The following is a 12,868-nucleotide window of genomic DNA, read 5'->3' as shown; positions in this document are numbered from 1 at the left end:
ATCCGGACGGGAAATTCCAGTGGGAGGTGGCGCTGAAACCCGGTGAAGAAAAGGAACTGACCTGCCAATATGCCTGCCTGGAGTAATTCCTGCCTGTACTATTTATGTATTGACTTCATTTTGGGAAGTGTGTAATTTCTTTTCCACACATTACCCAAGACGGAGCGGTGGCTGAGAGGCTGAAAGCACTCCTTTGCTAAAGGAACGTACTGGCAAAACCGGTACCGAGGGTTCGAATCCCTCCCGCTCCGCCAAAACATTTTTCTTCTTAAGAGTCTGTATTTTAACGATACAGGCTCTTTTTTGCTTTTTTGGCAGGTGTTGCAAGAAGAGAGAAAGGATCATTTGCCTTTTAGTCAAATGCCTGGCTGCACTGGTTTAGAAACTGGCAAGGGAGAGTTGCATGGAGATACAGTTCAGCAAGCTATCTCTGCCGGAGTTCTTCCAGCGTATGAATGGCAAGGCCGGGGAATGAGGTGAGCATGAAAGAAGCCTGATTGTTCTGAAATTATTAATGGGGGAGGATTAAAAAATGGCGATGCTGTCCCTTTCCATTATTTGCTGCAGCGAATATGGTTTTTTATTGATTGATTTTCTCTGTGAAGCTTTTATTAAAAATGGATAATGTATCCTCTTTATGAAAACCATTCTTTTTTATTGTGGGCATTTTACCTTGTCCTCTCTTACGGGAGCGGAACACCGTTCCTGTGGTATGGGACAAGCGGAAAAAACAGGGTTGTTCCGGATAGTCCCATTGCACTTTCCATGCAGGGAGAACGGTGGGAGGACCCTGTCTCCGGATGCTTTGGCCAGTTTTATGTTTAAAAATCAAGGAAAGATTCCTATTTATCTTCTTGACTTTTTTGACGTAGGGAAAGAAAAGCTTTTTTCTCTGAGAGGGATCATTTGCAATGACGAGGAGAAAAAGTGCTGTATTACATGCCACGTCTCAAGATTGAGTTGTGCCATCCACTGAGGTATGTGGATTTGCTCCTTGGCGGCATTTACGTTGTATCTTTCCCTTTGCCAAAGCTTATCAAGGATCGATATCCGGAAGGACTTCCTTAAGGGAAATCCTTCCTAACGGGGGAGTATGAAAATCAATTTGGCCGTAATTGCTTTAAAGGGAAACTAGTTTCCTTCCCGCCGGGTTTACGGTAGGGGAGTAGTCCGTGGCTTTCATGAATTCCCATGCTCGCTCATCTTGGCACGAAGCGGGCTCTTACCGGGGTTCTCTCTCAGGGGGAAAGAGGGTGCATACCGTTTCCCGCACTTCGTCAAGTCATTTGGCACGGATGTCCGGAGTGCTGGCTACAAGGATGCAGAACATTTTTCTTTCAAAAACATGCACGCTGCAGAAAGCGAAGATGCAGTCTTTAAAAGCCGGGGCTGTCCCCACCAGTTAGGATGGATGATGACAATGCCGTCAACTTCCCTGGTTTCCGGCTGATGGAGAGCTGTCCAGGCGTTTTCCCGGGATGTCGCTGACCAGTTCCATGTCCGGCCGAACGGGGTTGGAGTGCTCCCGGCAGAGGTCATGAAAGCGGATGGTGTGGCCCTGTTCCTTGAGTACATGTACTGCCGTGGCGGCAATTGCTGCATTAAAACTGTGCTTGTAGGAATGTCCTAAGATGACGGATATTTCATGTCCGTTTGTGAATGTTCTTTGTGTGCTTGCGGCAATGCATTGTTTCGGAAAGAGAGAAGTTATTTCTTTTTCTTAAGAAGCCGGTCATGTGCAAGGCGATGCTTTCCTTTGTAGAGAAAGTCAGTTTTATTGTTCCTGCCGACGGTGCGATCAATCAAATTAGGAATTTCCTCTTTGGTATAGCCGGCTTGAAGAAGGAACTCTTCGACTTTGGAATATTTACCAGGAAAGATGGAAACAAGAATTTCCATAAAAGATTTTTCCAGGTCTTTAGTTTCGTCTTCGATTACTTGATTTCTAGAGTTAATAAATGATTCACCATCAGCAACTTCGTTGAGAAAATTCCAAAGCTCTGAAATTTGTTCTTGAGATTCAATATAAATAGTTTTATTTTCTTTTAAGTTTTTAGATTCTCCGTTTGTTTCTTTATATTCCGTGATTCTGTAGGGATTATGTTCTTTTGATTCTTTGAATTGTTTTAATATTTTTGCATAATAAGGCAAAAATATATGATGGATAATCTGTTTTTTAGAAGATTCTTTCATATCATTCGAATTCTTAATAAGTCTTATATATTTATCGAGGAATAGACAAATCTCGGATTTTTGATTGATATCGGCCATTTCATCAATCTCAACTTCCGGTTCGGTTTTCTGATATGTTTTAAAGGAAAATAACGGAGCTGAGGCGACAAGATAACAATGCCATATTTTGTCGCTCAATTCAGTATTAATATTATTTTGCGTCGTTAAACCGAAGGTAAATGTATGTTTTTCGGCATTTTTATAAAAGGATTTAAAATGCTGATATTCTAGCAAATCCGAAAGTTTCTGGATAGTGGCAGATGGTTGTTTAAATTGATCTAAGCAGGCAGGACTTTTCAGAGAAGAATCAGCCATAACAATAGGACACAACGAAATGAGTAGACTAATGATAGATATATACATAAATGATAGTACTTTCATAAAATTTCACCTTCATCAGAGTTTCTTTTAAATTCTAATCCAAATTTTACAATAGTTATAGTTATAGACATTTTTATTGCTTCTATATTGAATATTTGGTTTGTTTTCCCTAATGAAATGGTATCTTTATTTTCTTCTTTTAAATTAATATATTTTTTACATATCCACCAGAAATTTTGTGGATTCACTCCCGACTTGCGAATTGCGTTAAGGTTAACTACTGTATCTCCTGTTTCAGCAACCATGTCATAAAGATTATTTTTATCTCTTATTCTAACAATTTTATTAACTCCGTGTCCTGTATGTGCTGATGCTAGTACCGGTTTTTTTGAATTATTGTCTCTCTCAGGCCATTCAAGACCTCCGTCTCGCTCAACAGCGTTAATTTTTTTAAAACTTACATTAGTGGGCAATAAGGTTAATTCAATGAATCCTATGAGACCATACTTTCCTTTCGGGAATTTAATTTTTTTGGTATCAACTTTATCGTTGCCATCTTCTGTTTCAATTTCTCCACTAAATTTCTTTGCCTCTATCTTTGTAGGAACTTTGATATTAATTGAAATCTTTGCTTCCTTCCCTTCACTGGTTTGGGCAACAATTTGAACGTTCGTATCTTTTGTTAATGATTTTTTTGCAATTAGACTAATCTTTTGTGATCCTTTTAATAAGTCGGCCTTTGTTTCTTCGAAGCCGTTTCCTTTAATATTCCAAGTAAGTTCCTTGATGCCGCCTTTAGGTTTTCCAACAAGTAAAAATGTGATTTTTTCTCCGATACCGATATCTGTTCTTTTTCGATCTTCTTCCTTATCTAATCCTTTCTTAATATAATAATCTGCTGAACATAATTGTGTTTGAGATTTGATCTTAAGAGAAGCAGAAGCTTCTTGCTCCGTTTCTTCAAGATCGTCATTATTATCGTTTGCTAATAAATTGTTGCAACTGTACAGAATTCCTAAAAAGCAAACAAGATGAGAGAGATATTTCATAAATATGCTAAAATACGTATTTTAAATTGAATCTTTTGTAAAGAAAAATGATTTAATTTTTAATAATGATATTTATTATAATTATTATATAAGTGAATTTGTAATATGGAAAATACATAATAGGAATGTTTCTGTGCATTACTAGAAAGCTTCTCCTGTTTAGATACCTGAAAGATGTCTGTCTTCTTATATCCAGGTCCAATCAGCATCATGGGATTGATGCCGTGTCCTTCCAAGAAAAAGCGCCTCCTGAACAGGAGGCGCTTTAGGATTTGATTGGGAGTGTGTAAATGAGGGCTTACATTCCCTTGTTTTTCATGGCTTCCGCCAGAGCGGCGCCCATCTGGGCGGGCGTCTTGGCGACCACGATGCCGGCTTCCTTCAGGGCTTCCTGCTTGGCGGCGGCGGTGCCTTTGCCTCCGGCCACGATGGCGCCTGCGTGGCCCATGCGGCGTCCCTTGGGAGCCGTGGCTCCTGCGATGAAGGCGGCGACGGGCTTTTTGCAGTTGTTCCTGATCCATTCGGCGGCTTCTTCTTCTTCCGAACCGCCGATTTCACCGATCATGATGAAGGCGTCCGTGTTGGGGTCTTCCGTGAAGAATTGAACGGCCTGCTGCTGGGTCATGCCGTGGACGGGGTCGCCGCCGATGCCGATGCACATGCTCTGGCCCAGGCCCATGTTGGTGACCTGCCAGACGGCTTCATAGGTGAGCGTGCCGGAACGGGAGACGATGCCGATTCTGCCGGGCTTGAAGATGTAGGCCGGCATGATGCCGATCTTGCAGTTGGCGGCCGGGTTGACGATGCCGGGGCAGTTCGGGCCGATGAGGGTCACGTCCTTGTCCTTCAGGAAGGCTTTCACCTTCTGCATGTCCTGCACCGGGATGCCTTCCGTGATGCAGACGATGAGCTTTACGCCAGCGTCAGCGGCTTCCATAATGGCGTCCGCGGCGAAGGGCGGCGGCACAAAGATCATGGAGGCGTTGCAGTCCGTGGCTTTTTTGGCTTCCGCCACGGTGTCGAAGACGGGGACCTTGCCTTCAAAGAGCTGGCCGCCCTTGCCGGGGGTCACGCCGGCGACCACGTTGGTGCCGAAGTCCATGCAGTTTTTGGCGTGGAACGCGCCGGCGCTGCCGGTGATGCCTTGCACAACCAGACGGGTGTTTTTGTCAATGAGAGATGTCATTGTCGTAATAAATAGTGAGGGTTATTTGACTGCTGCGACCGCTTTCTGGGCTGCTTCGTCCAGGTTGTCGGCAGGGATGATGGCAATGCCGCTGTCTGCGAGGATTTTCTTGCCGATTTCCACGTTGGTGCCTTCCAGGCGGACGACGAGCGGGATTTTCATGTCAATGTTTTTCGCCGCGGCCACAATGCCCTGGGCGATGACGTCGCAGCGCATGATGCCGCCGAAGATGTTGACCAGAAGTGCCTTCACATTCTTGTCGCTGGTGAGGATGCGGAACGCGTTGGTTACCATTTCCTCTGTGGCGGAGCCGCCCACGTCCAGGAAGTTGGCGGGTTCGCCGCCGTAGTATTTGATGATGTCCATCGTGGCCATGGCCAGCCCGGCGCCGTTTACCATGCAGCCGATGTTGCCGTCCAGGCCGATGTAGTTCAGGTCATATTTGCCGGCTTCCACTTCACGGGGGTCTTCTTCCGTTTCATCCCGCATTTCCATGATTTCCGGGTGGCGGTACAGGGCGTTGTCGTCAAAGTTGAATTTGGCGTCCAGGGCGCACACGCGGTCGTCCGTGGTGACGACGAGGGGGTTGATTTCCACCAAGGAGCAGTCCAGCGCGGTGAAGAGCTTGTAAACGTTGGTGATGAGCTTGGTGGCCTGGCGCAGCAGGGGACCGGTCAGGCCCAGGGCCACGGCGATCTTGAGCGCCTGGAAGGGGAGGATGCCCAGGGCCGGGTCAATGTGTTCGCGGATGATGGCTTCCGGACGGGTGGCGGCCACTTCTTCAATGTCCATGCCGCCTTCCGTGCTGGCTACGATGACGGGGCATTCACGGGCGCGGTCCTGGAGAATGGCGAAGTAGCATTCCTTTTTCAGGTCCACGGCTTCCGCCACCATGATCTTGCTGACCAGCTTGCCGGTTTCCCCGGTTTGCTTGGTGACCAGAACCTGGTTGAGCATCTTGCCGGCTACGTCTTCCACTTCCTCCACGGAGTCAACGACATGCACGCCGCCCTTGAAGCCGTTTTTGAAGGTGCCTTTGCCACGGCCGCCAGCGTGTACCTGTGCCTTAACTACGTATTGGGAAACGCCCATGTTCCGGGCTATTTGTGCTGCTTCCTGAGCAGTGGCGGCGGCAATGCCCCTGGGGGTAGCCACGCCAAAGCGCTCAAAGAGTTGTTTTGCTTGATATTCGTGAATGTTCATGACAGTGGGCCGTTCGGCCAAATGTTTGCGAAAGAAAGGCTATGCCTGTTTTTTGTGCCGGTCAAGGGAGAATGGTTTGGTCTTTTGATTTTTTGTCCGGGAGATTCATGGAGTGCCTTTGGAAATCAAAGAGGACAGAAGGCTTGACTGCATGCTTAAAGATTGTGAAACTTCCTTCTCATTTTTCCGTATTATATCTTTTATGAAAATTTACCGTCCTTCCGACACCTGCTTTGACGAAATGAAGAGCCGGATGAACCGCCGCGCTCTCCCGGAGGATTCCGTAAGGGATACCGTTAACGCTATTATCCAGGACGTTTCCGCGCGCGGGGACGAGGCCCTTTTTGATTATGCCGCCAGGTTTGACAGGGTGCATCTGGATCCTTCCTCCCTGTTCGTGACGGAGGCGGAGCTGGCGGGGGCGGAAGCCGCCGTGGAGGATTCCGTGAAAGAGGCCATTGCCGCCTCCCTGGCCAACATCCATTATTTTTCAGACCGCAGCCGCAGGCAGGACTGGTCCGGCGTGAACGCCCAGGGTGTGGAGGTGGCGGAACGCTTCCTTCCGTATGACCGCGTGGGCATTTATATTCCAGGCGGGAAGGCTCCCCTGGTGTCCACGTCCATCATGACGGGCGGTTTTGCCCAGGCCGCCGGCGTGCGGGAGATTGTGGCCGCTACGCCCTGCGGGCCGGACGGGCGGGTGAATCCCGCTCTTTTATATGCATTGAAGGCTTCCGGCGCTACGGAGATTGTCAAGATAGGCGGAGCGCAGGCGATTGCCGCCCTTGCGGTGGGAACGGAGAGCGTGAAGCCGGTTGAGAAGATTTTCGGCCCCGGCAACCGTTTTGTGGTGGAGGCCAAGCGCCAGCTGGTGGGAGCCGTCGCCATCGACCTGCTCCCCGGACCCAGTGAGGTGATGGTGCTGGCGGATGAGACCGCAGACGCGGAGTTCCTGGCCGCCGACCTGCTGGCGCAGGGGGAACACGGTCCGGACAGCGTGGTGGTGTTCGTTACCACGTCGGAGGCGTTATTGGAACAAGTGGAAGCGGAGGTGGAACGCCAGGCCGCCCTGCTGAGCCGCGGTTCCATCATCCGGGAGGTGCTGGACAAGCACGCTTACGGTTTTCTGGTTTCCTCCATCCAGGAGGGGGTGGACCTGGTGAACGCCTTCGCTCCGGAGCATCTGGTGCTCGTCACGCGGGATGAAGACGCCGTGCTGGACGGCATCCGGACGGCGGGCGCCATTTATGCCGGCGCTTTTTCCACGGTGGCCTGCGGGGATTTCCTGGCAGGCCCCAGCCACACCCTGCCGACCGGCGGGGCCGGCAAGTCGTTTTCCGGCCTGCGGGCGGACCAGTTCCAGCGGCGCACCAGCGTGGTGCGGATGAACCGGGAGGCCGTGCTCAAGTCCGCTCCGTACGTGGCGGAGTTCGCCAGAGTGGAGGGGCTGGACGCCCACAACCATTCCATCCAGGTCCGCGCCGCCCGCGTTGACCGGTAATTCCAAACTTCCCCCACCCCCCATGAAACGACAGCAAGGAACCAAGGAACGATTGCTGGACGCGGCGGAGTGCCTGTTTGCCGAGCACGGCTATACAGGCACTTCCATGCGCATGATTTCCCAGCAGGCATCCGTCAACATCGCCTCCGCCAATTATTATTTTGGCGGCAAGGAAGGGCTTTGGAAGGCGGTCATGATGAAGTATGCGCCGCAGGCGCGGGATTTCCGGATTTCCATGATGAATGAGGCCATGGAGAAAGGCACGGTGCGGGCGCTGGCCCACGCCTATGTTTACCCTTCCTTCCACGGCCTCCTGCATGTGAAGCTGGAAGAACTGGGCAATTTCCCCCATTACCTGCGCCTGCTGGCCATTTGCCACGTGCAGACGCCGGAGATAGCGGTGGAGTATATCAAGGAGGTGTATTCCCCCATACGCCGGCGGCTGCATGACTGCATCCGCACCATGTTTCCGGGCGCTTCCACGTACCAGGTTTTCTGGACGGTGCTGGCTATTGAAAGCATCATGATCGGCCTGCTGACCCGTTTGCGGATGATTATGGAGCTGATGGAGAACAACCGGGTTCCCAAGGGCAGCGTGCAGGATTTGTTTGAGCTGATTGTCCGCCAGGTGGACGGCCTGATCCATTTGTGTGAAAAACCAGCATAACCTTTTCACTGCCGTCCGCATTCCACATGTTCAAGTCCCTCATCCGCACGTTTGCCATCGTGGCGGCTTTTATTGCGGGGTACATGATGCCCGGCCTGCACGTGTATAGCTGGACGTTCAAGTGGATGCTGATCGTGATGCTGTTTGTGACGTTTCTGGGCATCCGCTTCAAACGGATGAAGCCGGAGCGCGCGCACTGGCTCCTGGTAGGGGCCAACCTGCTCGTGGCCCTGGCGGCCTGGGGCGCGTGCCGCCTCGTTTTCGGAGACGGGTACCTGGCGGAGGCCGCTTTCTTCGTGGGCATCATGCCCACGGCCACGGCGGCTCCCGTGGTGATGGGGCTGCTGGGCGGCAGCGTGGAGTTCATGCTGACGGCCCTCCTGCTGCTTAACGGCATTATTTGCGCCCTGCTGCCTTTCATTCTGCCGGCGGTCGTGGGGCAGGGCGGCTTTGAGATTTACCTGAACGTGGCCCAGAATATTTCCCTGGTGATGCTGCTGCCGCTGGTTCTGGCCCTGGCGGCGCGGCGTTTTTATCCGCGGGCCATTGCGTGGCCGCGGAAGCTGAAGGACGTCACCTTCGGCATCTGGGTGGTGATTCTGGTTTTGATCGCGGCGAACGCCTCTTATGATATTTCCTCCCGTGACGGCATTTCGGAGCGCGTGCTGGAACAGATCGGCGCAGTTTCCCTGCTGGTGTGCGGGATCAACTTCGGGCTGGGGCATTTGCTGGGGGGGCGTACCCGTGCCGCGGAGTGCAGCCAGGCCCTGGGGCAGAAGAATACCACGCTGTCCATTTACCTGGCGCTGACGTATGCCAGCCCCATCGCCGCGCTGGGGCCTACGTTTTACGTGCTGTGGCATAATTTATGGAATGCCTGGCAGTTGTACCGGGCGTCCGAACGGAAGCGCAGGAACGGCTGACGTAAATTGCCGCGCATGGCCCGGAGAAAAGCGCCCGGCGGAAGGCGGAGAGAAGGGCCGGAAAGTGGGAAAAAGGCAGGAAAAAGCTTTCCCGGGCCGGTCCCGGGGACTGGCGGGGAAACGGTTGTCGTCGGCTGGTTTGTTCGCCTTCAGGTGCAGCGGAGATTTCCTCCCCATGCAAAAAGCTTGAAATTCAGGGAGCGCCGGGTAACGTTATGCACTTGTTATGCAGGCCCCTTCTCCTTTGAAACCCCTGTCTCCGCGCACCAAGTGGCTGATTGCCCTGTGCTTGTGCGCGCTCGTGATGCTGCTGGAGTTCCTGACGTACCATATGGCGTACCGCATCGGTTATGATGAAGGGATGCTGACCACACCGCCGGTGGTGGTGCAGAAGAGCGATGAAAAGGCCATGCAGAATTTATCCCGCTTCATGGCGGATGTTTTCGCTTCACGCGAGAGCCTGGCCGGCATTCTGGACAACCGGGAGGAACGCCTGGCATGGATCAGGGATCCGGAGTTGCGGACGGAGACGGCCTGGGGCCTCACCCGTGAGCTGATCAGCCGGGACGGCGTGGACCGCGCCCTTCCTGCGGCCAGGGAATTGATTGACGCCGGATATGCCTCCGGGCGCTACCGGGTGTGGGCCCCCCGCGCGGACGCCGTGGCCAAGGCCCTTCTGGCGGAGCACCAGTATTCCCCGGCCTACGGTTATTTGAAAACCGCCGTGGAGGGGTATGAGAAGGAGGGAATGGCCGAGCCGCTGGTGCGGGCCCTCCAGACCATGAGTTCCATTGACCAGATGCTGAACAGGAATGAGGAGGCGAACGTGCTGCTCCAGCGCGCGGTGGACGCCGCCGCCCATCTGGGGACGGACGCCCTCCCGGTCCGGTCCAGGCTTATGGCCGCCCAGGGCCGGCTGGCGCGCGCCACGGGGCGCATTCCGGAATCGCGCGCCTATTTCAAGAAGGCCCTGGCCCTGTGCCCCCAGCCGGACAAGACGACCGGTGACCTGGCCCTGGCGAGCATCAGCATGGGAGAAGCCATGCTGGAGGCCGGCAGGAAGGATGAGGCGCGGGAATTGTTTTTAAAGGGCCTTACCGGTTCGGAGAACGCCTCCTACTTGTTGAATGACTGCCTTAACGCCCTGCGCGGGCTGGCGCGCATTTCCACGGAGCAGGGGAATTATGAGGAAGCCCTGGCTTATCTTTACCAGGCGGAGGGCGCCGCCCGCGGCGTGCTGCCGGCGGACCATGCATTCTGGGCCGGGCTGTACGATCAGAGGGGGTGGGTGAACATCATGCGCAAGGCCGCTCCGGAAGCCCGCGCGGATTTCCTGAAGGCGATTGCCAACAGCGCGGCTTCCCCCGTCATTTCCGCCCAGTCCCTGGAAGGGCTGGGCAAAGCGTGGCTGGATGCCGGGGAGGGGGACAAGGCCAGGGAAAACCTGCAAAAAGCCCTTCAACTGCGGGAATCCCACTTTGCCTCGGACGTCCTGTCCCTGGGCCGGGTTTATTATTCCCTGGGGCTCGCCAGCGATATGGCGGGGGACCGGGAAAGCGCCCTGCACGCCTATGCCGGAGCAGTGGATTCCCTGCTGAAATGCGGGGAGGGGCCGGAGCGCAGAAGTCTGCTGGTGCAGTCCTATTTGTGCAAGGCATACGCCCTGTGCGACGGAGAGCAGTGGAAGGAGGCCGTGGAAACTTTTGAAGCGGTGCTCCCCATGCTGGAGGGGGAACAGCGGTCGGAGAATTACAAACAGCTTGGCCGCTGTTACGATGAACTGGGAATGAAGGAAAAGGCGGATGCCTGCTGGAAGGAATCCGGTTTTCCCCGCGTGCGCATGGCCTCTCCCGGGCGCAGGCCGTCCGGGAACGCCAGATCCTCCCGGCGGTAGGCTTCGGGCGGTCCTCGTAAGACGTTGCGAGGTGTTTATTTTGCTTGATTTGTGCCGCCTTTTTGGCTCAATGCCTGCATGAGTTCCGAGCGCCATTTTTCCAACAAGCCCTACCGCCCCTCACGCAAGAAGAAGTCTTATTGGAAGCCGGTTCTCTTTCTGGTGCTGCTGGGGGGGCTCTGGTTCGGCTACATTCAGTACTGGCCCACGATTGAAGGGTGGTTCAAGCCGACCATTCACGAGGTGCACAGCCAGACGCAGGCCATGGGCCATTTGCAGGGCATGCTGGCCTCCTGGAACGGTTCCGACGCGGAGCTGGCGCAGATGGCTTCCTCCGTGGACAAGCAGGTGGAATGGATGAATTCCCCGGAAGCGCGGGATTCCTTTGCGTGGCTGCTGGCGGTGGAAATGGACAGGCGCGGCATGCTGAAGGAATCCGAACCGATGCTGGCGGCCCTGCTGGAAAAGAAGCTGGCCGATTCCGCCTCCATGCCGGCGGAGGACAGGAACCGCCTGCTGGGCGTCAGCCTGAACTGGGCGCGGGAGTTTGCAGGCCGCAAGCATGACGCCACGGCGGAGAAGCTTTATGAAGTGATTTTGAAAAATACGCCGGAGGAGCAGGTATCCATCCGTCTGGCATGCCTGGAACCGCTGGCCCACTATGCGTATGACCAGGCCAGGTTTGAGCGTTTTTCCGCGTTGTGCAAGCAGGCCGCCTCCCCTGTCATGAGGAGCATGCTGAAAAAGCCGGAGGACGTGAAGAGCATGGTGAAGATTCTGCTGCTTCAGGATACTCTGCCGGACAAGACTACGGGGCAGCCCGGCGGCACAGGAAGCGCCATTGCCCGGGAACTGCTCACCAAATTCCGCCTGACCGCCAGTCCGGATATGGGCCGAATCATCCTGAACGAGCTGAATATGCCGCTCAATGCGCGCCGTAAGTATTCCCAGGCGGAGCTGAAAGCCATGGCTGACCAGTTGGAAGCCGCCCTGATCTGCTTTCGCGCCGCGGAAACGGAGATGGACTGCACGCCGGAAACGATGCTTGCCCTGGCGCGGGTAAGGATGCAGATGGGGGATTTGAAGGAGGCTTCCCGCCTGCTGTCCCGTGCGGAAGGGACAGCGATGACCCTGGGCGTGGATGCCCCGCGCATTCTGAGCGGTTCCAGCCTGAGCCAGGACATTGAGGCTCTGCGTTCCCAGCTTGAGAAGTACGGCCAGGCGGAGGCTCTGGTGAAACGGGCTTATGAGGACGTGAACATCGCCGCCGCCTTCCTGAAAGCGCGGGATTATGACCAGGCGATGAAATATCTGGACCAGGCGATGAAGGTGGCCCGTGAGAACACCACGTTTGTCCAGGCCCTCCAGCCGGTCATTCTGAATCTTCAGGCTGAGATAAGCGCGGGCAGAGAACAGTGGCCCCTGTCGGAAGCCCAGTATGGAAAGCTGGTTGAAGAATGGGATGCGCTGAGTCCGGAAGACAAGGCGAAGCTCCAGAATAATCTGGCCTCCATCCAGTCCGGAGACCTTTACAACAAAATTCACCGGAGCTGGGCTGACGTGTGTCTCAAGCAGAACCGGACCACAGAGGCCCGGCGGGTGCTGGCGAAGATAGGGGAAGCCCCGGCGGAAGAACCGGAAAAGCCTGCTTCGCGCCGCCGCCGCAGATAATTGAAGCCCTTTTCAGCAGGCTGACCCGCGCGCCCCTCCGCGGGAAGCGCCGCGGGCGACAGACGGCGGAAGAATGCCTTGGCAGCGTGCCGCAGGCCTTTGATCGGCTTATCCGGCACAGCCGCATTAGTGCCGGAATTGCTTTGCCGGGCCGCTCTTGGCTTTCCCGGGCGCGGATGGCGGAAAGGGGGCGTTTTGGTACAGATTGCCGCTTTCTCCGC

Annotated in this window: 9 protein-coding genes and 1 tRNA gene; 6 read left to right on the top strand and 4 right to left on the bottom strand. The window is 54.2% G+C overall.

Annotated features, from left to right (window positions below):
- Positions 1 to 161: 161 nt before the first annotated feature.
- Positions 162 to 254 (top strand) — tRNA-Ser (locus HJW02_RS00075).
- A 1,453-nt stretch (positions 255 to 1,707) separates the two neighbouring features.
- Here HJW02_RS00075 and HJW02_RS00065 read toward each other — a convergent pair.
- The 4 genes from HJW02_RS00065 to sucC form a co-directional block, all read right to left on the bottom strand.
- Complete coding sequence (locus HJW02_RS00065) at positions 1,708 to 2,547, bottom strand: hypothetical protein (protein WP_102733096.1); 840 nt, start codon at positions 2,545 to 2,547, stop codon at positions 1,708 to 1,710.
- A 62-nt stretch (positions 2,548 to 2,609) separates the two neighbouring features.
- A complete protein-coding gene (locus HJW02_RS00060) occupies positions 2,610 to 3,602 on the bottom strand; it encodes a hypothetical protein (RefSeq protein ID WP_102721769.1) in 993 nt (330 codons plus the stop codon).
- Positions 3,603 to 3,900: 298 nt separating this feature from the next.
- Positions 3,901 to 4,788 carry a succinate--CoA ligase subunit alpha gene (gene sucD, locus HJW02_RS00055; protein WP_102721768.1) on the bottom strand — a complete coding sequence of 296 codons (888 nt, stop codon included), beginning with the start codon at positions 4,786 to 4,788 and terminating at the stop codon, positions 3,901 to 3,903.
- A gap of 21 nt (positions 4,789 to 4,809) precedes the next feature.
- Positions 4,810 to 5,991 carry an ADP-forming succinate--CoA ligase subunit beta gene (gene sucC / locus HJW02_RS00050; RefSeq protein WP_022397861.1) on the bottom strand — a complete coding sequence of 394 codons (1,182 nt, stop codon included), beginning with the start codon at positions 5,989 to 5,991 and terminating at the stop codon, positions 4,810 to 4,812.
- A gap of 202 nt (positions 5,992 to 6,193) precedes the next feature.
- Between sucC and hisD the strand changes: the two genes are divergently transcribed.
- The 5 genes from hisD (at position 6,194) to HJW02_RS00025 (ending at position 12,647) form a co-directional block, all read left to right on the top strand.
- Positions 6,194 to 7,492 carry a histidinol dehydrogenase gene (gene hisD / locus HJW02_RS00045; RefSeq protein WP_102721767.1) on the top strand — a complete coding sequence of 433 codons (1,299 nt, stop codon included), beginning with the start codon at positions 6,194 to 6,196 and terminating at the stop codon, positions 7,490 to 7,492.
- 22 nt (positions 7,493 to 7,514) lie between these two features.
- The gene (locus tag HJW02_RS00040; RefSeq protein ID WP_102721766.1) at positions 7,515 to 8,159 is read left to right on the top strand and encodes a TetR/AcrR family transcriptional regulator; all 645 of its coding nucleotides are present in this window, start codon (positions 7,515 to 7,517) and stop codon (positions 8,157 to 8,159) included.
- Positions 8,160 to 8,185: 26 nt separating this feature from the next.
- Entirely contained in the window at positions 8,186 to 9,082 is an 897-nt protein-coding gene (locus tag HJW02_RS00035) for a hypothetical protein (protein ID WP_102721765.1), read from the top strand.
- Between the two features lie 226 nt (positions 9,083 to 9,308).
- Positions 9,309 to 10,976, top strand: coding sequence for a tetratricopeptide repeat protein (locus tag HJW02_RS00030; protein WP_022395992.1), 1,668 nt, complete (start codon positions 9,309 to 9,311; stop codon positions 10,974 to 10,976).
- 78 nt (positions 10,977 to 11,054) lie between these two features.
- Positions 11,055 to 12,647 (top strand): hypothetical protein, encoded by a 1,593-nt coding sequence (locus tag HJW02_RS00025; RefSeq protein ID WP_022395993.1) that lies wholly within the window; start codon positions 11,055 to 11,057, stop codon positions 12,645 to 12,647.
- Positions 12,648 to 12,868 lie beyond the last annotated feature (221 nt).

Source organism: Akkermansia sp. GGCC_0220 (assembly GCF_017566105.1).
Classification (GTDB): domain Bacteria; phylum Verrucomicrobiota; class Verrucomicrobiia; order Verrucomicrobiales; family Akkermansiaceae; genus Akkermansia; species Akkermansia massiliensis.
Note: the sequence above shows the minus strand (reverse complement) of the source record. Positions and strands in the feature narration are given on the sequence as shown.